21 protein-coding genes are annotated in these 18,880 nt (G+C 73.1%); 15 read left to right on the top strand and 6 right to left on the bottom strand.

All coding sequences use genetic code 11. From position 1 onward, the window contains the following. Positions 1–21: 21 nt before the first annotated feature. From alr to tsaE, 3 genes are read left to right on the top strand one after another with little or no spacing between them, the layout of a single operon-like run. Positions 22–1,200, top strand: coding sequence for an alanine racemase (gene alr, locus OIE51_RS17340; RefSeq protein ID WP_326598614.1), 1,179 nt, complete (start codon positions 22–24; stop codon positions 1,198–1,200). Beyond that, complete coding sequence (locus OIE51_RS17345; RefSeq protein WP_326598615.1) at positions 1,197–2,369, top strand: alpha/beta fold hydrolase; 1,173 nt, start codon at positions 1,197–1,199, stop codon at positions 2,367–2,369. Before alr ends, OIE51_RS17345 begins: the two co-directional genes overlap by 4 nt. Continuing rightward, on the top strand, positions 2,353–2,877 hold the full coding sequence (gene tsaE, locus OIE51_RS17350) for a tRNA (adenosine(37)-N6)-threonylcarbamoyltransferase complex ATPase subunit type 1 TsaE (protein ID WP_326598616.1): 525 nt from the start codon (positions 2,353–2,355) through the stop codon (positions 2,875–2,877). The genes OIE51_RS17345 and tsaE overlap by 17 nt, the downstream gene beginning before the upstream one ends. Positions 2,878–2,905: 28 nt before the next feature. Here the strand turns inward: tsaE and OIE51_RS17355 are convergent, their stop codons facing one another. Beyond that, positions 2,906–3,517, bottom strand: a complete 612-nt coding sequence (locus OIE51_RS17355; RefSeq protein WP_326598617.1) for a hypothetical protein — start codon at positions 3,515–3,517, stop codon at positions 2,906–2,908. Positions 3,518–3,619: 102 nt separating this feature from the next. Between OIE51_RS17355 and tsaB the strand changes: the two genes are divergently transcribed. The 4 genes from tsaB to OIE51_RS17375 are packed head-to-tail and all read left to right on the top strand — an operon-like array spanning position 3,620 to position 6,108. Next, complete coding sequence (tsaB, locus tag OIE51_RS17360; protein ID WP_326598618.1) at positions 3,620–4,279, top strand: tRNA (adenosine(37)-N6)-threonylcarbamoyltransferase complex dimerization subunit type 1 TsaB; 660 nt, start codon at positions 3,620–3,622, stop codon at positions 4,277–4,279. Then, positions 4,276–4,809 carry a ribosomal protein S18-alanine N-acetyltransferase gene (rimI, locus tag OIE51_RS17365; RefSeq protein WP_326598619.1) on the top strand — a complete coding sequence of 178 codons (534 nt, stop codon included), beginning with the start codon at positions 4,276–4,278 and terminating at the stop codon, positions 4,807–4,809. Before tsaB ends, rimI begins: the two co-directional genes overlap by 4 nt. Next, a complete protein-coding gene (gene tsaD, locus OIE51_RS17370; RefSeq protein WP_326598620.1) occupies positions 4,802–5,854 on the top strand; it encodes a tRNA (adenosine(37)-N6)-threonylcarbamoyltransferase complex transferase subunit TsaD in 1,053 nt (350 codons plus the stop codon). The genes rimI and tsaD overlap by 8 nt, the downstream gene beginning before the upstream one ends. Continuing rightward, the gene (locus OIE51_RS17375; RefSeq protein WP_326598621.1) at positions 5,854–6,108 is read left to right on the top strand and encodes a hypothetical protein; all 255 of its coding nucleotides are present in this window, start codon (positions 5,854–5,856) and stop codon (positions 6,106–6,108) included. Before tsaD ends, OIE51_RS17375 begins: the two co-directional genes overlap by 1 nt. 10 nt (positions 6,109–6,118) lie before the next feature. On the opposite strand, the gene OIE51_RS17380 is transcribed toward OIE51_RS17375, so the two are convergent. Further along, positions 6,119–7,330, bottom strand: a complete 1,212-nt coding sequence (locus OIE51_RS17380) for a class I SAM-dependent methyltransferase (protein WP_442811947.1) — start codon at positions 7,328–7,330, stop codon at positions 6,119–6,121. Positions 7,331–7,402: 72 nt separating this feature from the next. Between OIE51_RS17380 and OIE51_RS17385 the strand changes: the two genes are divergently transcribed. The 3 genes from OIE51_RS17385 (at position 7,403) to groL (ending at position 10,657) form a co-directional block, all read left to right on the top strand. Then, the gene (locus tag OIE51_RS17385; protein ID WP_442811948.1) at positions 7,403–8,407 is read left to right on the top strand and encodes a polysaccharide deacetylase family protein; all 1,005 of its coding nucleotides are present in this window, start codon (positions 7,403–7,405) and stop codon (positions 8,405–8,407) included. Positions 8,408–8,622: 215 nt separating this feature from the next. Next, entirely contained in the window at positions 8,623–8,931 is a 309-nt protein-coding gene (gene groES, locus OIE51_RS17390; protein ID WP_049567300.1) for a co-chaperone GroES, read from the top strand. 109 nt (positions 8,932–9,040) lie between these two features. Beyond that, the gene (groL, locus tag OIE51_RS17395; RefSeq protein ID WP_326598623.1) at positions 9,041–10,657 is read left to right on the top strand and encodes a chaperonin GroEL; all 1,617 of its coding nucleotides are present in this window, start codon (positions 9,041–9,043) and stop codon (positions 10,655–10,657) included. A gap of 49 nt (positions 10,658–10,706) precedes the next feature. Here groL and OIE51_RS17400 read toward each other — a convergent pair whose 3' ends face one another. From OIE51_RS17400 to OIE51_RS17410, 3 genes are all read right to left on the bottom strand, one after another. Continuing rightward, a complete protein-coding gene (locus tag OIE51_RS17400; RefSeq protein ID WP_326598624.1) occupies positions 10,707–11,402 on the bottom strand; it encodes an ester cyclase in 696 nt (231 codons plus the stop codon). Positions 11,403–11,464: 62 nt separating this feature from the next. After that, entirely contained in the window at positions 11,465–12,247 is a 783-nt protein-coding gene (locus OIE51_RS17405; RefSeq protein ID WP_326598625.1) for an SDR family NAD(P)-dependent oxidoreductase, read from the bottom strand. A 19-nt stretch (positions 12,248–12,266) separates the two neighbouring features. After that, positions 12,267–12,584, bottom strand: coding sequence for a WhiB family transcriptional regulator (locus tag OIE51_RS17410; protein WP_326598626.1), 318 nt, complete (start codon positions 12,582–12,584; stop codon positions 12,267–12,269). 325 nt (positions 12,585–12,909) lie between these two features. Between OIE51_RS17410 and OIE51_RS17415 the strand changes: the two genes are divergently transcribed. From OIE51_RS17415 to OIE51_RS17435, 5 genes are all read left to right on the top strand, one after another. Then, a complete protein-coding gene (locus OIE51_RS17415) occupies positions 12,910–13,521 on the top strand; it encodes a response regulator transcription factor (RefSeq protein ID WP_019431595.1) in 612 nt (203 codons plus the stop codon). A gap of 237 nt (positions 13,522–13,758) precedes the next feature. Then, positions 13,759–14,334 (top strand): RNA polymerase sigma factor ShbA, encoded by a 576-nt coding sequence (shbA, locus tag OIE51_RS17420; RefSeq protein WP_326598627.1) that lies wholly within the window; start codon positions 13,759–13,761, stop codon positions 14,332–14,334. Positions 14,335–14,458: 124 nt separating this feature from the next. Beyond that, positions 14,459–15,964, top strand: a complete 1,506-nt coding sequence (guaB, locus tag OIE51_RS17425; protein WP_326598628.1) for an IMP dehydrogenase — start codon at positions 14,459–14,461, stop codon at positions 15,962–15,964. 27 nt (positions 15,965–15,991) lie between these two features. Next, positions 15,992–16,258 carry a hypothetical protein gene (locus OIE51_RS17430; RefSeq protein WP_326598629.1) on the top strand — a complete coding sequence of 89 codons (267 nt, stop codon included), beginning with the start codon at positions 15,992–15,994 and terminating at the stop codon, positions 16,256–16,258. Between the two features lie 70 nt (positions 16,259–16,328). Continuing rightward, positions 16,329–17,444: a GuaB3 family IMP dehydrogenase-related protein gene (locus tag OIE51_RS17435; RefSeq protein WP_326598630.1), complete on the top strand. Its 1,116-nt coding sequence runs from the start codon at positions 16,329–16,331 to the stop codon at positions 17,442–17,444. 25 nt (positions 17,445–17,469) lie between these two features. On the opposite strand, the gene OIE51_RS17440 is transcribed toward OIE51_RS17435, so the two are convergent. Further along, positions 17,470–18,702, bottom strand: a complete 1,233-nt coding sequence (locus OIE51_RS17440) for a nucleotide sugar dehydrogenase (RefSeq protein WP_326598631.1) — start codon at positions 18,700–18,702, stop codon at positions 17,470–17,472. Positions 18,703–18,880: the final 178 nt, after the last annotated feature.

Here is an 18,880-nt window from a genome sequence, read left to right on the forward strand (position 1 = left end):
CACCTGCGACACTGGAGGGTGATGAACGACCACTCACCGGCAGAAAGCTGGCGGCTGCGCGCCGACATCGATCTCGGCGCGCTGCGCGCCAACGTCCGCGCGCTCCGCGAACGCGCCTCGGGCGGCGCGGACTTGATGGCCGTGGTGAAGGCCGACGGATATGGGCACGGCATGGTGCCGTGCGCCCGAGCCGCCCGCGAGGCGGGCGCCACGTGGCTGGGTACGGCCACTCCGGACGAGGCCCTGGCGCTGCGCGCGGCCGGGGACACCGGGCGGCTGTTGTGCTGGGTGTGGACCCCGGACGGGCCGTGGCGGCGGGTCGTGGAGGCGGACATCGACGTCTCGGTCAGCGGCCGGTGGGCCCTGGACCGGGTCACGGCCGCCGCGCGGGCGGCGGGCCGCACCGCCCGTGTGCACCTCAAGTCCGACACCGGCCTGGGCCGCAACGGCTGCCAACCCGCCGACTGGCCCGGCCTGGTCGCCGCCGCGCGGGCCGCCGAGGCGGAGGGCGCGGTCACGGTCACCGGCCTGTGGTCGCACTTCGCCTGCGCGGACGAGCCGGGCCACCCCTCGATCGCCGCCCAGCAGGTCGCGTTCGCCGAGGCCCTGGCCACCGCCGCGCGGGCCGGACTCGATCCCGAGGTGCGGCACTTCGCCAACTCACCGGCCACCCTCACCCTGCCCGCCGCCCACTACGACCTGGTCCGTCCGGGGCTCGCGGTCTACGGTCTGTCGCCGTCGCCCGAGATCGGCGCCCCCGAGGACTTCGGGCTGCGGCCGGTGATGACCCTGCGCGCCGCCCTGGCCTCGGTCAAGCGCGTCCCCGGCGGCCACGGCGTGAGCTACGGCCACGCCTACACCACCCCCGGTGCCACCACGCTCGCGCTGGTCCCGGCCGGGTACGCGGACGGCATCCCCCGGCACGCCTCGGGCAACGGCCCGGTGCTGGTGGCCGGGAAGTGGCGGACGATCGCCGGGCGGGTGGCGATGGACCAGTTCGTCGTGGACCTCGGGGGGGACACGGCGGCGGTCGGCGACGAGGCCGTGCTGTTCGGGCCCGGAGACCGGGGCGAGCCGACCGCCGAGGACTGGGCCCGCGCGGCCGGGACCATCGGCTACGAGATCGTCACCCGAATCGGCCCCCGCGTCCCCCGCGTCTATCACGGGGAGCGCGTCGAGCCCGCGGAGCGGTCGTCATGAGCTGGCCGCGCCGGATGGGCGTGGCCGGCTTCGCGCTGGGCGCCGTGGCGACGACCGTCGCCGTCGACCGCCTCACCGTCAGCCGCGCGGTGCGCCGCCAGGCGCGGCTCGCGCTGGACGCCTCCGGACCGTACGGCTCGCTGCGCGGCACCCCCGGCACCGCCGTCGCGGACGACGGCACCGGTCTCTATTACGAGATCGACGAGCTCTACGCGGTCGGGGAGTCCGCCAGGCCGGTCGACGACGGCGCCGGCGGCCCGGTCCCCGAGCCCGTCGACGTGCCGGTCCCGGCTCCGGCGCCCCCCGCGCCCACCGTGGTCTTCAGCCACGGGTACTGCCTGAGCCAGGACGTGTGGCACTTCCAGCGCGCCGCCCTGCGCGGCGCCGTGCGCGCCGTCTACTGGGACCAGCGCAGCCACGGCCGTTCCCAGCGCGGGCGCGCCCAGCGGGAGTCGGGGCGGCCGGTCAGTATCGAGCAGCTCGGCCGCGACCTGAAGGCCGTCCTGGACGCCGCCGTGCCCGAGGGCCCGGTGCTGCTGGTCGGGCACTCCATGGGTGGCATGACGATGATGGCGCTGGCCGAGCAGTTCCCCGAGTATGTGGCGCGCCGGGTCGCCGGGGCGGCGTTCGTGTCCACCTCGGCGGGGAATCTGGCGGAGGTCACCTACGGTTTCCCGGCCGCCGCCGTCCGCGCGGCGCGCCGCGTGCTGCCGGGCGTGCTGCGGGCGCTGGGCACCCAGCCCGATCTGGTGGACCTGGGCCGGCGCGCGGCGGGGGACCTGTACGCGGGGCTGGTGCGGCGGTATGCGTTCGGGGCGCCGGGCGACGTCGATCCGGGCGTGGCGCGCTTCGCCGAGCGGCTGATCGAGTCGGTGCCGGTGGACGTGGTCGCCGAGTTCTACCCGGCGTTCGGCCCGCACGAGAAGTGGCGGGCGCTGTCGCTGTTCGGCGGCTCCGGCGCGCCGCCGGTGCTGGTGCTGGCCGGGGAGCGGGACGAGATCACGCCCGTCGCGCACAGCGAGCGCATCGCCGCCGCGCTGCCCGCCGCCGAGCTGGTGCTGCTGCCGGGCGCGGGACATCTGGTGCCGCTGGAGGCGCCGCGCGAGGTCAACGACCATCTGGCCGGGTTGCTGGCGCGTAGCATCCAGACCCATGAGCCAGCTCTCTGAGGCGCCGGTGTCCTTGGCGTCGTTCACCGTCACCGGGCCCGAGCGGATGCGGGAGGTGGGCCGGCGGCTGGCCGGGCTGCTGCGCCCCGGCGACCTGGTGCTCCTCACCGGCGAGCTGGGCGCGGGCAAGACCACGCTCACCCGGGGCATCGGCGAGGGGCTCGGCGTGCGGGGCGCGGTGACGTCGCCGACATTCGTGATCGCCCGCGTCCACCCGCCACTGGCCGGGGGGCCGCCGCTGGTCCACGTGGACGCCTACCGGCTCGGCGGGGGCCTGGACGAGATGGAGGACCTGGACCTCGATGTCGCGCTGCCGGAGTCGGTGGTGGTCGTGGAGTGGGGCGAGGGCCGGGTCGAGGAGCTGTCGGAGCAGCGGCTGCACGTGGTGATCCACCGTGCGGCGGGCGGCGACGGGAGCAAGGAGGACGACACCCGCGCGGTGACGGCGACCGGTGTCGGGCCGCGCTGGGCCGGGGTCGACCTGTCGGTGCTCGGCGCCGCCGCCTGAGCGGCGCCCCTTGAGGGGCGGAAGCGGCTCAGGGCACGACCACGACCGGCACGCCCGCTGTCGCGAACAGCCACATCGCGTCGCCGTCCCGGCGGCTCTGCCGGACGCCGCCCGTGCGCTGTTCGGCCCCCGGGTCGGGCGTGGAGCCGTCCAGGGCGGCGGAGAAGCCGAAGACCGTGCCGTCACCGGCCACGTGGAAGACGACGGCGTGCTCGATCGCGACCCCGTCCGAGCCGGTGCCCTGCGCCGCCCGCGAGCTGACGGCGTACTCGCCCACCGGCGGGCGGACCGGGCTGGGGAACACCTCGTAGGTCTCGGTCACCACCTCGCCCGAGCCGTCCTCGGCGGTGTCGACCAGCCACACCCGCTGCTGCCCGAGGGCGTAGACCACGCGCTTGCCCCGGCCTGATTCGGCCGGCACCGCGGGCGGGCCCTCGGTCTCGCCGTCCGTGCCGCCCGTACCGCCGTCCGCGCCGCCGCTGCCGTCGGCGGGTGAGGAAGCGGCGGGCGGCTCGGCGGCCCGGGGGCCGTCGTCGGCCGCGGACGCCTGGTAGGCGAAGAACGCGACGACGGCGAGCGCGGCGACGGTCAGCCCGGTGACGACGGCACCGGAGCCGGAGGCTGGGGTAGGGCGCGCCACGGGTCTGCTGCCTTTCACGTGCGGTGCCTGCGCACAGGGGGGGCGGGGGGCCGACGCTACCAGGGTCCCGCGGGCTCCCCGGGGAGCCGTACCCTTGCTCCCGTGCTCTTGCTCGCCATGGACACCGCCACCCCGGCCGTCACCGTCGCCCTCCACGACGGCGCGGAGGTTCTCGCGTCCGCCGACGAGGTCGACGCCCGCCGGCACGGGGAGCTGCTGCTGCCCGCCGTGGACCGGGTGCTGGCCGCGGCGTCCCGTTCGCTCGACGACGTCACGGCGCTGATCGTGGGCACCGGGCCCGGACCGTACACCGGACTGCGGGTGGGCCTGGCCACCGCGGCGGCGCTGGGCGCGGCCCGTTCGATCCCGGTGCACGGCCTGTGCAGCCTCGACTCGATCGCCTGGGCGGCGGGGCTGGACGAGCCGTTCGTCGTCGCCACCGACGCCCGGCGCAAGGAGGTGTACTGGGCGCGCTACGCCGACGCCAGGACCCGGACCGAGGGTCCGGCCGTGGACCGGCCGGACGAGATCGCCGGCCCGGTGGCCGGGCTGCCCGCCGTGGGCGCGGGCGCGCGGCTGTACGCGGCGGCGTTCCCCCTGGCGCGCGCGGATCTGCCGGAGCACGCCTCGGCGGCGGCGCTGGCCGCGCTGGCGGCGGAGCGGCTGGCGGCGGGGGAGGCGTTGGCCGAGCCGAGGCCGGAGTATCTGCGCCGCCCGGACGCGCGCGTTCCGGCCGGGTACAAGGCGGTCACCCGGGCATGACGAACGGTGGCGACGGCCACGGGGGCGGTGTCGTGCTGCGCCGGATGCGTTGGTGGGACATCGAGCCGGTGCTCGCGCTGGAGGCGGAGCTGTTCCCCTTGGACGCCTGGTCGGAGGGGATGTACTGGTCGGAGCTGGCGGGCGCCGGCGGCCCGCGCCGCACGCGCGGCTACGTGGTGGCCGAGGACGCCGACGGGAAGCTGGCCGGGTACGCCGGGCTCAGCGTGGCCGGCGAGACGGGCGACGTGATGACGATCGGCGTGACCGGCGCCCACCAGGGCACCGGCCTCGGCGGGCGGCTGCTCGCGGAGGTGCTGGCCGACGCCAGGCGGCTGGGCTGCCGCGAGGTGCTGCTGGAGGTCCGGGTGGACAACGAGCGGGCGCAGCGGCTGTACACGCGCTTCGGCTTCCGGCGGATCGGCGTCCGGCGCGGCTACTACCAGCCGGGCAATTTCGACGCCCTGGTGATGCGGCGTGAGCTCGCCGCCGACGCGGACGAAGAACCCGGAGAAACGACGGAACATGGCTGACGAACCCCTCGTCCTCGGCATCGAGACCTCCTGCGACGAGACGGGCGTGGGCGTGGTGCGCGGCCACACGCTGCTCGCCGACGCCGTCGCCTCCAGCGTGGACGACCACGCCCGGTACGGCGGTGTCGTCCCGGAGATCGCCAGCCGGGCGCACCTGGAGGCCATGGTGCCCACCATCGAGCGGGCGCTGAAGGAGGCCGGGGTCGCCGCCACGGACCTGGACGCGGTGGCCGTGACGGCGGGCCCGGGGCTGGCGGGCGCGCTGCTGGTCGGCGTCTCGGCCGCCAAGGCGTACGCCTACGCGCTGGGCAGGCCGCTGTACGGGGTCAACCACCTCGCCTCGCACATCTGCGTCGATCAGCTGGAGCACGGGCCGCTGCCGGAGCCGACGATGGCGCTGCTGGTCTCCGGCGGGCACTCGTCGCTGCTGCTGGCGCCCGACATCACGGCGGACGTGCGCCCGCTGGGCGCGACGATCGACGACGCGGCGGGCGAGGCGTTCGACAAGGTGGCCCGGGTGCTCGGGCTCGGCTTTCCGGGCGGTCCGGTCGTGGACCGGCTGGCGCGGGAGGGCGATCCGCGGGCCATCGCGTTCCCGCGCGGCCTGACCGGGCCGAGGGACGCGCCGTACGACTTCTCGTTCTCCGGACTGAAGACATCCGTGGCGCGCTGGGTGGAGGCGCGGCGGAACGCGGGGGAGGAGGTGCCGGTGGCCGATGTCGCCGCGTCCTTCCAGGAGGCCGTGACGGACGTCCTGACCCGCAAGGCGATCCGGGCCTGCCGGGACGAGGGGGTCGACCATCTGATGATCGGCGGCGGCGTCGCGGCGAACTCGCGGCTGCGCGCCATGGCGGAGGAACGGTGCGCGACGGCCGGGATCAGGCTGCGGGTGCCGCGTCCCGGACTGTGCACGGACAACGGCGCGATGGTCGCGGCGCTCGGCGCGGAGATGGTCGCCCGTGGCCGGACGCCGTCCGCGCTGGACCTGTCCGCCGACTCCTCGCTGCCGGTGACCGAGACGCATGTGCCCGGGGGGCACCCCTGATGGCGGTGGCGCTGATGTGGGAGGCGCGGGCGGCCGGCGGCCGGGGCGGTGAGCTGCTGGCCTGGGCGCGGGCGAGGACGCTGGACCCGGCGCCGGCCCGCCGGGAGACGTTCACGGCGCCGGTGGACCGGGTGCTGGTGATCACGTGGTGGGACGCGGAGCTCTCCGCCGAGCTGCCCGAGCTCCCCGATCCGCCGGACGAGCTGCTCCACCGGGACGTCCACCGCTGGCGCTTCGAGCCGGTCCCCGGCTGAGTCCGCGCCGTCAGGCCGGGTGGCCGATCAGGACCGTGGGAGCGGTGCCGATCCGGGTCAGGAAGAGCGTGCTCGCGTGGGGCCCCGAGGGGCGCAGCCAGCTCCGGAGCTCCTCGGGGGTGACCGCGGAGCCGCGTTTCTTGATGGTCACCGTGCCGACCCCGCGCTCGCGCAGCAGGGCCCGCAGGCGTTTCACGCCGAACGGCAGCACGTCGGTGATCTCGTAGGCCGTGGCGTACGGCGTCGGCCGCAGCTCGTCGCTCGCGATGTACGCGATGGCCGGGTCGAGCAGTCGGCCCGCGACCTGTTCGGCGACGTCCGCGACGAGGGAGGCGCGGATGACGGCGCCGTCCGGCTCGTAGAGATAGCGGCCGGGCGGCCCGGCCGGTGCCGGGCGGGCGGTGCCGGTCAGGGTGTGGCCGCCGGGGAGCAGGGTGGCGCGGCGCGGGGCGGCCGGGCCGGTGCCGAACCACAGCACCGCCTCCTTCACGTCCCCCCGGTCCGAGACCCACTCCGCCTCGGCCTGGGCCGGCACCGCCTCGTGCGGCACGCCGGGGGCGATCTTCAGCGCCGCGTACGGGACCTCGGCGGCCAGCGCGACGGCCCAGGAGAGCGGTGGCGAGTACGCCTCGGGGTCGAAGATCCGGCGGCCCCCGCCCGCCCGCCGCCGGGCCGGGTCGACGAAGACGCCGTCGTAGCCCCGGACATCGGTGTCCTCGACGGCCGCGCACCGCACGGTGACGCGGTCGGCGAGACCGAGCGCCGCCGCGTTGGCCTCGGCGACCGCGCAGGCGAGCGGCGAGCGGTCCACGGCGAGGACGGTGAGGCCGGCCCGCGCGAGCGCGAGGGCGTCGCCGCCGACGCCGCAGCACAGGTCCGCGACGCGGCTGACGCCGAGCGCGGCGAAGCGCCGGGCCCGCCAGGTGGCGACGGGGGCGCGGGTGGCCTGTTCGACGCCGTCGGGCGTGAAGTACATCCGCTCGGCGTCCGGGCCGAACTTCGCGGCGGCGCGCTGCCGCAGCCGGGCCTGGCCGATGGCCGCCGCGACCAGCTCCGGCGGGTGGTCGCGGCGCAGGCGGGTGGCGACGGCCAGCTCCCGGTCCGGGTCGATGTCGCGCAGCCCGGCCAGCAGCAGTCGGCCCGGCTCGGTCAGCAGGGCGCGGAAGGCGTCGAGGGCGCCGGGGGCGTCGGGGGCGTCGGGATCTGAAGTGCGTACGGCCACAAGGGTCATTCTCCCCGTCGATCCGGAAGGGCGTCCGGGGGTGCGCGCGAGGCGATGGCAGCATCCCGAACCATGAGGATTATCGGACAAGTAGGACTAAATGATTGTCGGATTCGACGGAGGGTCCGGCGGTGCGGTGCCCTGGGCGGCGCGACGATACTGGCCCTCGTCTGTTCGGGAGCCGGCGTGCCGCCGGAGCTCCTGCCCGGCGGCGCGGGGGAGGAGGAGTACGGCCTGCTGTCCGTGGTCGACGCCGCCCCGCCCGGGTCCGGGGAGGTCGGTCTGGCACTTGGCGCGTCGCAGCGCGCCCAGGCGCGAACAGCCGCGGACGCGCTGGGTGCGTACGCCAAGAAGCTGGAACGCGCCGAGGCGCGCCGGGTCGCCGCCGCCAAGCGGTGGGGGCTGCGCCGCGTTCCGCTGCGCGCTCCCGCGCCTCCCGGGAAGAAGCCGAAGCTGACCACCGAGCCCGGTCTGGTCACCGGCACCGGCCTGCCCCCGGTGATCGTGAGCGTGCCCACCGACGAGAAGGTCGTCTTCCTCACCATCGACGACGGCGCCGAGAAGGACCCGGAGCTGCTGAAGATGATGCGCGAACTCGACGTGCCCTACAGCGGTTTCCTCACCGACTACGTGTCCCGCGACGACTACGGCTATTTCCGCGACGCCCACCGCGCGGGCGCCGGCATGCACAACCACTCCGTCAACCACCTGGAGATGACCACGCTCAGCTATGCCGAGCAGCGCGAGGAGATCTGCCGTCAGCAGGACACGCTGGAGAAGGAGATCGGCGAGCGGCCCACGCTCTTCCGGCCGCCGTACGGCGCCTACGACCGCGACACGCTGCGCGCGGCGAAGTCCTGCGGCATCCGGGCGATCCCGCTGTGGGCGGAGGAGGCCTTCCCCGACCGGATCGAATACGGCCGCGCGGACCAGGAGTTCCACCCCGGCGACATCATCCTCACCCACTTCCGCGGCGACGACGTGTGGGAGGGCGACATGGCGGACATGGTCCGGCGGGTGATCAACGCGGCGACCGAACAGGGGTTCGCCATCGCGCGGTTGGAGGACTACGTGTAGCCCCGGCGCGAACCCCGCGCCGCGCGACGCGCGCACCGGGCGGCTGGCACTCTAGTTGACTGAGTGCTAACGGCGGCCTAGTCTCGACCTGGCACTCACCATCGGCGAGTGCCAACAGCGCGACAGGCGGATCCGGCACCCGCGACGACGGGTCCTCCAAGTCGCCACCCAGCCATTGATAACCCCGTGAGATCTCCGAAGGGGGAGGTCGGATCGTGACGACCGTCAGCTCCAAGGTTGCCATCAAGCCGCTCGAGGACCGCATTGTGGTCCAGCCGCTCGACGCCGAGCAGACCACGGCCTCGGGCCTGGTCATTCCGGACACGGCCAAGGAGAAGCCCCAGGAGGGCACTGTCCTGGCCGTTGGCCCGGGCCGCTTCGAGGACGGGAATCGACTGCCGCTCGACGTCAAGGTCGGCGACATCGTGCTCTACAGCAAGTACGGCGGCACCGAAGTGAAGTACAACAACGAGGAGTACCTCGTGCTCTCGGCCCGCGACGTGCTCGCGATCATCGAGAAGTAAACGGCACCGACGCTTCAATTCCGCGCCCCGGAACCCGCGCTCATCCGAGACAGCCGGGGCCGGGGCGCGGTTTCGCTTACCGAAGAACACGCGAGGGACATCCACACCCATGGCGAAGATCCTTAAATTCGACGAGGACGCCCGCCGCGCCCTCGAGCGCGGCGTGAACCAGCTCGCCGACGCCGTCAAGGTCACCATCGGTCCCAAGGGCCGCAACGTCGTCATCGACAAGAAGTTCGGCGCGCCCACCATCACCAACGACGGCGTCACCATCGCGCGCGAGGTGGAGGCGGAGGACCCTTACGAGAACCTCGGCGCCCAGCTCGTCAAGGAGGTGGCGACCAAGACCAACGACGTCGCCGGTGATGGCACCACCACCGCCACCGTGCTGGCGCAGGCGCTCGTCCGCGAGGGTCTGCGCAACGTGGCGGCCGGCGCGTCCCCGTCCGGCCTCAAGCGCGGCATCGACGCGGCCGTGGCGGCCGTCGCCGACGACCTGCGCGCCAGCGCCCGGCCGATCGACTCCAAGGAGGACATCGCGGCCGTGGCCGCCCTGTCCGCCCAGGACAAGCAGGTCGGCGCGCTCATCGCCGAGGCGATGGACAAGGTCGGCAAGGACGGCGTGATCACCGTCGAGGAGTCCCAGACCTTCGGTCTGGACCTCGACTTCACCGAGGGCATGGCGTTCGACAAGGGATACCTGTCGCACTACATGGTCACCGACCAGGAGCGCATGGAGGCCGTCCTCGACGACCCCTACATCCTGATCAACCAGGGCAAGATCTCGTCCATCCAGGACATGCTCCCGCTGCTGGAGAAGATCATGCAGGGCGGCGGCTCCCGCCCGCTGCTGATCATCGCCGAGGATGTCGAGGGCGAGGCGCTGTCCACCCTCGTCGTCAACAAGATCCGCGGCACGTTCCACTCGGCGGCCGTCAAGGCCCCCGGCTTCGGTGACCGCCGCAAGGCGATGCTCGGCGACATGGCCGCGCTCACCGGCGCCACGGTGATCTCCGAGGAGGTCGGCCTCAAGCTCGACCAGGTCGGCCTGGACGTGCTGGGCACCGCCCGCCGCGTCACCATCACCAAGGACGACACCACGATCGTCGACGGCGCCGGCCGGTCCGAGGACATCGAGGGCCGCGTCGCCCAGATCAAGGCCGAGATCGAGACCACGGACTCCGACTGGGACCGCGAGAAGCTCCAGGAGCGGCTCGCGAAGCTGGCCGGCGGTGTCTGCGTGATCCGCGTCGGCGCGGCGACCGAGGTGGAGCTGAAGGAGAAGAAGCACCGTCTGGAGGACGCCATCTCGGCCACCCGCGCGGCGGTCGAGGAGGGCATCGTCCCCGGTGGCGGCGCCTCCCTCGTGCACTCCGCCAAGGTGCTGGACGGCGACCTCGGCAAGACCGGCGACGAGGCCACCGGCGTGGCGATCGTCCGCCGCGCCGTCGTCGAGCCGCTGCGCTGGATCGCGGAGAACGCCGGCCTGGAGGGCTACGTGATCACCTCGAAGGTGGCCGAGCTCGACAAGGGCCAGGGCTTCAACGCGGCCACCGGCCTCTACGGCGACCTGGTCAAGGATGGCGTCATCGACCCGGTGAAGGTGACCCGATCCGCGCTGCAGAACGCCGCCTCCATCGCCTCCCTGCTGCTCACCACCGAGACCCTGGTGGTGGAGAAGAAGGAAGAGGAGCCGGAGTCGGCCGGTCACGGCCACTCGCACTGAGTGCGGGCCGTCGCCCCGGCGGGTTCGTCCTGTCCCGCCGGGGCGACGGCTACAGCTCCACCAGCCCCACCTGGGCGAGCAGACCCAGCTGATCCCAATTCCACCAGGCTTCCGCGATCCGCCCATCGGTGAACCGGTGGGTGACGTGCCCGGAGATCCGCACCGGGCGGCCGGTCGGGGCCAGCCCCATGAACGCGGCGCTGTGGGTGCCGGTCGCGGTGAACCGGGTGATCACCAGGTCGCCCTCGGCCACCTGACTCTCGATGATGAACGTCGGCCGGAAGGCCCGGATGTACTTGGCGGCGTCCTCCTTGGACTCCGCGAGCCCGAGCGGATCGACGGAGCTGCCCGGGTCGTGCTCCCGGTAGTCGTCGGCGCACAGCTCGTCCACCGCGTCCACGTCACCGCGGTTCACGGCCTTGTCGAAGAAGCGCCGGACGGCCTCCTTGTTGAGCTGCTCGTCCCGCACCACGTCCAGGTCGGTGAACCGCGGCGTTCCGTCGCAGAGCGCCACCATCTCCCGGAAGACCCGATCGGTCTCCGGGAGCTCGGCGTTCCGGCGTGCCTCCTCGTACGAGGGGAACTCCACGATCTCGACGATGTGCGTGCTGTCGGCCCGGTCCCGGCCCACGATCGAGTGGGTCGCGGTCCGTCTGCCCCGGGTCCGCTCGATCCAGGTGTCCATGAGCCGATTCAGTTCATCGACCCTGCTGGTCCTGCAGTCGATTACCTGTACGAAAGTCATGGCGTGTCCGTGTCTGTGAGGGCGTCTGCATGACACGTCCAGCCTAATGCTTTATGCCTGATTTATCCGCTTCGGCCGGGTCCGTACTTCCGCCCCGCCCGTGAGGACAGCCCGCCCACCGCGCCGCGCGGGGCCAGCCGGGCGGCGCCCATGAGCACCTTGTAGCGCGCGTCGGGGATGCAGACCGTCCGGCCGCGGGCCAGGTCCTTGAGGGCCGTGTCCACCACGCGGTCGGCGTCCAGCCACATCCAGCCCGGGATGTTGTCCGTGGTCATCCCGGCCCGCTGGTGGAACTCGGTCCGGACGAACCCCGGGCACAGGGCCATCAGGCGCACGCCGCTGCCCGCGAGGTCGCGTGCCGCGCCCTCGGTGAACTGGACGACCCACGCCTTGGAGGCGCCGTAGGTGCCGCGCGGCAGGAAGGCGGCCACCGAGGCGACGTTCACCACGCCGCCGCGTCCGCGCTCGCGCATGGGCCGGGCGGCGGCCGTCGTCAGCCGCAGCACCGCCTCGCAGTGGACCTTGAGCATCGTCAGCTCGTCCGCCATCGGCACGTCGAGATAGCCGCCCTTGAGGCCGAAGCCGGCGTTGTTGATCAGCAGGTCGACCGGGCGTTCCGGGTCGGCCAGGCGCGCCTCGACGGCCGCGATGCCGTCGTCCGTCGACAGATCGGCCGACAGGACGGCCGCCTCGATCCCGTGCCGGTCGTGCAGCTCGGCGGCCTGGCGCCGCAGCGCCTCCAGGTCCCGGGCGACGAGCACCACGTCGTGCCGGTCACGGGCCAGCCGTCGGGCGAAGGCGGCGCCGATTCCCGCCGTCGCTCCGGTCACCAATGCAGTTGTCATACGAAGACGGTAGTCGTCTTCAGGGCCGGGTGTGCGCCGAGTTGGCGTTCACCAGGTCCCGGCGGGCGCGGCCGAGCAGCTCCTCGCGCTCGTCCTCGGTCAGCCCGCCCCACACGCCGTACGGCTCGCGGACCGACAGCGCGTGCGAAGCGCACTCGGAGCGGACCGGGCAGCGCATGCACACCTCCTTGGCCGCCTCCTCGCGCGCGCTGCGGGCGGCCCCGCGCTCGCCCTCGGGATGGAAGAACAGCGAGCTGTCCACCCCGCGGCAGGCCGCGAGCAACTGCCAGTCCCACAGGTCCGCGTTGGGGCCCGGAAGGCGGGAGAAATCTGCCATGACAGTGTCCCATCGATCGTCATCGAGGCTCAGAAAGTAGATGTAAATATGACTACCAGCTGAATATAGCCGTAAACACGCTGACAGGAACAAAAAGGCCTAAACAGGGCAAAAGCGGATGTTCGGCGTGTTTGCTCGGGCGCGGCGAGAGCGTCATCAGACGGTCACGTACAGTGCTGATGCTGTGCAGTTGGAGGCCGTAACTCTTTCGGGTGACCGTCGTTGAGAGGGCTGAGGCGGTTGACGCGGCTTGTCAACCGCACAGATGACGAAACACGACTGCCTGGAGGCTCAAGGTGATGCGCATCAGCTCCGGAGGGCGACCATGACATCCGTCCTCGTCTGCGACGACTCCCCGCTCGCCCGGGAGGCGCTCCGCCGCGCGGTCGCGACCGTGCCCGGTGTTGAGCGGGTCACTACGGCCGCCAACGGCGAAGAGGTCCTGCGCCGTTGGGGTGCCGACCGTTCCGACCTGATTCTGATGGACGTCCGAATGCCCGGGCTCGGGGGAGTGGAAACCGTCCGGCGGCTTCTTTCCGCCGACCCCGGCGCGCGCATCATCATGCTCACCGTGGCCGAGGATCTGGACGGCGTGGCGCTGGCCGTCGCGGCCGGCGCCCGCGGCTATCTCCACAAGGACGCCTCCCGCGCCGAGCTGCGCGCCACGGTCACCCAGGCACTCGCGGACCCCACCTGGCGGCTCGCGCCGCGCCGGCTGCGCTCCTCCGACATGGGCGCCGCACCGACGCTGACCGCCCGGGAGATCCAGGTGCTGGAGGGGATGAGCCACGGCCGCTCCAACGCCGAGATCGGGCGGGAGCTCTTTCTCTCCGAGGACACGGTCAAGACACACGCCCGTCGGCTGTTCAAGAAGCTCGGCGCGTCCGACCGCGCGCACGCCGTCGCGCTGGGGTTCCGCTGGGGACTGGTCCGCTGATCGACGGGACCGGACGGGGAGCGCGGCCGTGGCTGTCACCCCGTCCGGCAGAAGCCGGAGGCTCAAAAGCTTCGCGGGTGACGCATCCTTGAAAGCATGACGCTGCTTGGGGACGAGTCAGCCAGGTGCGAGGGGAGGGTTCGGGACATGACGCTCACCGCTCCCGCACATAACGCTTCGGTGCACAACCCGGACCGCGGTGACACGGAGCCCGCGGCCACAGTGCACCATGGACCGATGGGCGAAGACGAGACCACAGCGATCGGCGCTCTCGTTCATCGTGCCGCCGAGGGTGATGCCCAGGCCACGCACGACCTTCTGGCCCATGTGCATCCGCTGGCCCTGCGCTACTGCCGGATGCGCCTGGCGCGGCTGCCGGGGGAGGCCAGACACTTCGTCGACGATCTCGCGCAGGAGGTCTGTCTGGCGGTGCTGTGCGCGCTGCCGCGCTACCGGGACACGGGCCGTCCGTTCGACGCCTTCGTGGTCGCCATCGCCCAGCACAAGGTCGCCGATCTCCAGCGGGCCGCGCTGCGCCGTCCCGGCAGTACCGCCGTGCCCTCCGACGAGATGCCCGAGCGGCCGGACGACTCCCTGGGCCCGGAGGAGCGGGCGCTGCTCAGCAGCGACGCCGAGTGGGCCAGGAAGCTGCTGGCGAACCTGCCGGACCACCTGCGGGAGCTGGTGCTGCTGCGGGTCGCGGTCGGGCTGACGGCCGAGGAGACCGGCGCCAAGCTGGGCATGTCGCCCGGGGCCGTCCGCGTCGCCCAGCACCGGGCCCTCAGCCGGTTGCGCGCGCTGGCCGGTCGCTGAGCCCCGCCAAGGCCGGGAACGGACGTCGCCCCCGAGGGCCGTAGCATGGAGTCCCCGCCCGGGTGAACCCATGGGTCCATGGAGAGTAAACGGCGGCGGGCAAGCGGGTGAGCGGAAGGGTGCCATGACTGATTACGCGGGTGAGCTGCCGGACAAGTTCGCGGCACTGGGGCTGACCTTCGACGATGTGCTGTTGCTGCCGGGCGTCGCGGACCTGGCACCGCAGGACATCGACACCTCGTCCCGCGTCTCCCGCAACGTCCGGGTGAACGTTCCGCTGATCTCGGCCGCGATGGACAAGGTCACCGAGGCCCGGATGGCCATCGCCATGGCCCGGCAGGGCGGCGTCGGCGTCCTCCACCGGAACCTGTCGATCGAGGAGCAGGCCGTCCAGGTGGACCGCGTCAAGCGCTCCGAGTCGGGCATGGTCACCGACCCGATCACCACCCGCCCGGACGCCACGCTGCGGGAGGCCGACGAGCTGTGCGGCCGGTTCCGGATCAGCGGCGTGCCGGTGACGGACGCGGCCGGGAAGCTGCTGGGCATCGTCACCAACCGCGACATGGCGTTCGAGCCGGACCGCGGCCGCCAGGTGCGCGAGGTCATGACGCCGATGCCGCTGGTGACCGGGCACGTGGGCATCTCCGGCGAGGACGCCATGGAGCTGCTGCGGCGGCACAAGATCGAGAAGCTGCCACTGGTGGACGGCGAGGGCCTGCTCAAGGGCCTGATCACCGTCAAGGACTTCGTCAAGGCCGAGAAGTACCCCAGGGCCGCCAAGGACGGCGAGGGCCGGCTGATCGTCGGCGCCGCGGTCGGCGTCGCCGGGGACGCCTACGAGCGGGCCCAGGCGCTGATCGAGGCCGGGGTGGACTTCATCGTGGTCGACACCGCGCACGGGCACTCCCGGCTGGTCGCCGACATGGCCGCCAAGATCAAGTCGAACTTCGACCGGGTGGACGTCGTCGCGGGCAACGTCGCGACCCGGGACGGCGCCCAGGCCCTCGTGGACGCGGGCGTGGACGGCATCAAGGTCGGGGTCGGCCCCGGCTCGATCTGTACCACCCGGGTGGTCGCCGGCATCGGCGTGCCGCAGGTGACCGCGATCTACGAGGCGGCGCGCGCCGCCCGCGAGGCCGGCGTCCCGGTCATTGGCGACGGCGGCCTCCAGTACAGCGGCGACATCGCCAAGGCGCTGGTGGCCGGCGCCGACACGGTGATGCTCGGCAGCCTGCTGGCCGGCTGCGAGGAGTCCCCGGGCGAGCTGCTGTTCATCAACGGCAAGCAGTTCAAGTCGTACCGCGGCATGGGCTCGCTGGGCGCCATGCAGTCGCGCGGCGAGCGGCGTTCGTACTCCAAGGACCGGTACTTCCAGGACGAGATCGGCGACGACGACAAGCTGATCCCCGAGGGTGTCGAGGGCCAGGTGCCCTACCGCGGCCCGCTCGCCTCCGTCGTGCACCAGCTCATCGGCGGTCTGCACCAGTCGATGTACTACCTGGGCGGCCGGACCATCCCGGAGGTCAAGGAGCGGGGGCGGTTCGTCCGCATCACCGCGGCCGGGCTGAAGGAGAGCCACCCGCACGACATCCAGATGACGACCGAGGCGCCGAACTACTCGCGGCGCTGACGCGACGCACGGACACGGCGGCGGCGGATGCTGTACGCGGTCAAATTCAGCGAGGAGGCCGCCCGGGTCCGGGACGGCCTCCCGGCCGACCGCAAGGCGCTGCTGGAGCGGGGGCTGGCCGTGCTGGCCCAGGACCCCGAGCCCAAGATGTCGATCCCGATCTCCGGCGACGAGTCCACCCGCTCGCTGGCCCTGACCCCGAACATCGCCATCGAGTACGTCGTCGGCGAGGGGTTGCTGCTGGTGCTCGTCGTGCATGTCGTGGACTTCACCCACGTGCTCCTGGAGGAGTGACCCGCCGGGGGGTGTGCCTTACTCCGGTCGGGGATACTGGGGAAGGCAGACCGTACGGAAAGGTTCTTTCGTGACTGAGATCGAGATCGGGCGCGGCAAGCGCGGACGGCGGGCGTACGCCTTCGACGACATCGCCGTGGTGCCCAGCAGGCGCACCCGCGACCCGAAAGAGGTCTCGATCGCCTGGCAGATCGACGCCTACCGGTTCGAGCTGCCGTTCCTGGCCGCGCCGATGGACTCCATCGTCTCGCCCGCCACCGCCATCCGGATCGGCGAGATGGGCGGGCTCGGCGTGCTGAACCTCGAAGGGCTCTGGACCCGGTACGAGGACCCCGAGCCGCTGCTGACGGAGATCACCGAGCTGGACGAGGAGTCCGCCAACCGGCGCCTCCAGGAGATCTACGCCGCGCCGATCCGGGAAGAGCTGATCTTCCGCCGGATCAAGGAGGTGCGGGACGCGGGTGTCATCACCGCCGCCGCGCTCTCGCCGCAGCGGACCGCCCAGTTCTCCAAGGCGGTGCTGGACGCGGGTGTGGACATCTTCCTCATCCGCGGCACCACCGTCTCGGCGGAGCACGTGTCGGGGGCGGCCGAGCCGCTCAACCTCAAGCAGTTCATCTACGAGCTCGACGTGCCGGTGATCGTCGGCGGCTGCGCCACGTACACCGCCGCCCTGCACCTGATGCGGACCGGCGCGGCGGGCGTGCTCGTCGGCTTCGGCGGCGGCGCCGCGCACACCACGCGGAACGTGCTGGGCATCCAGGTCCCGATGGCCACCGCGGTGGCCGATGTGGCGGCGGCCCGGCGGGACTACATGGACGAGTCCGGCGGCCGGTACGCGCACGTCATCGCGGACGGCGGTGTCGGCTGGTCCGGCGACCTGTCGAAGGCGGTCGCGTGCGGCGCCGACGCCGTGATGATGGGCTCGCCGCTGGCCCGGGCCACCGACGCCCCCGGGCGGGGCCACCACTGGGGCATGGAGGCCGTCCACGAAGACGTGCCGCGCGGCAAGAAGGTCCACCTGGGCACGGTCGGGACGACCGAGGAGATCCTCACCGGTCCCTCGCACATCCCCGACGGCTCGATGAACTTCTTCGGGGCGCTGCGCCGCGCGATGGCGACGACGGGGTATTCGGAGCTCAAGGAGTTCCAGCGGGTCGAGGTCACGGTCGCTCGCTCGCGCTGAGCGCGGGCGCCCGGCCGGGAGCCCGTCAGAGGCGGTGCGCCGACCCGGCCGGGGTGGCGCCCCGGGTGTCGAGCAGGAGCTGCGCCTTGGCCGCCAGGCCCTGGAGGTCGTAGGTGGCGTGGTGCTGGAGCAGCAGTGTCAGGTCCGCGGCGGCGGCAGCCTCGTAGAGCGAGTCGGCGCGGTGGACCGGGCGGCCCTCCACACGCCACTCGGTCACGAAGGGGTCGTGAAAGGTGAGGTGCGCGCCCAGGGCCAGCAGCCGGGAGGCGATCTCGCGGGCCGGGGCGCCCTCCTGGTCGGCCAGGTCGGGCCGGTAGGTCACGCCCAGCAGCAGGACGCGGGCGCCGCGCGCGGACTTGCCGTGCTCGTTCAGCAGGGCGGCGGCCCGCTGGGTGACGTAGCGCGGCATCCGTTCGTTGACGTCGCGCGCGAGCTGGACGATCCGGAGCCGGCCGCCCGGGTCGACGGGGACGCCGTGGCCGCCCACGCCCGGGCCGGGGCGGAAGGCGTGGAAGCCGAACGGCTTGGTCTCCGCGCAGCGGACCACGTCCCAGATGTCGATGCCGAGTTCGTGGCAGAGCACGGCCATCTCGTTGACCAGGGCGATGTTGACGTGCCGGAAGTTGGTCTCCAGGACCTTGACCGCCTCGGCCTCCAGCACGCCCTTGGCGCGCACCACCTTGTCGGTCAGCCGCCCGTAGAACGCGGCGGCGGCCTCGGTGCAGGCGGGGGTCAGGCCGCCGATGACGCGCGGCGTGCCCGTGTAGCCGAACGTTCGGCTGCCCGGGTCGAGGCGGCCCGGCGCGCAGGCGAGGTGGAAGTCCTGGCCGGCCCGCAGGCCCGAGCCGCGTTCCAGCGCGGGGCGCAGCACGTCCCGCGTGGTGCCGGGCGGCACGGCGGACTCCAGGATGACGAGGGTGCGCGGGCGGAGCCGGGGCGCCAGCGCGGTGGCCGCCTCGCGCACGCCGCTCACGTCGGGGGCGCGGCCGGCGCCGGACGGGGTCGGCGCGCAGATCAGGGCGGTGCGGACCCGGCCGAGCACGGCGGGGTCGCTGGTGGCCCGGAAGCCACCGGAGAGCATGCGGCGCAACTCGGCGGCGGACAGCGAGCCGTCGGCGGGCGGGCGGCCCGCGTTGAGCTCGGCGGCGGTCGCGGGGTCGGAGGTGAAGCCGACGGTGCCGATGCCGACGGCGGTGGCGGCCTGGGCGGCGGGCAGCCCCAACTGCCCCAGGCCGAGAATGGCGAGATCAGCGGGCATGCGCGATACCGCTCCCTTCTCCCCCGTGCGGTCTGCTTAGGGGCATATATGACAGATGTTCGCCGATTGACCCCCGAGGCGGACCGATGGCGCGCCAAAGCGGCTGAAATGGGGGAGCATCGGTAACGAGGCGCGGGTCGCGGTGCGCGACGACGAGGCGCTCGCCGGGCCGTGGGCG

It is taken from the genome of Streptomyces sp. NBC_01803 (genome assembly GCF_035917415.1).
In the GTDB taxonomy this organism is placed as follows: Bacteria; Actinomycetota; Actinomycetes; order Streptomycetales; family Streptomycetaceae; genus Streptomyces.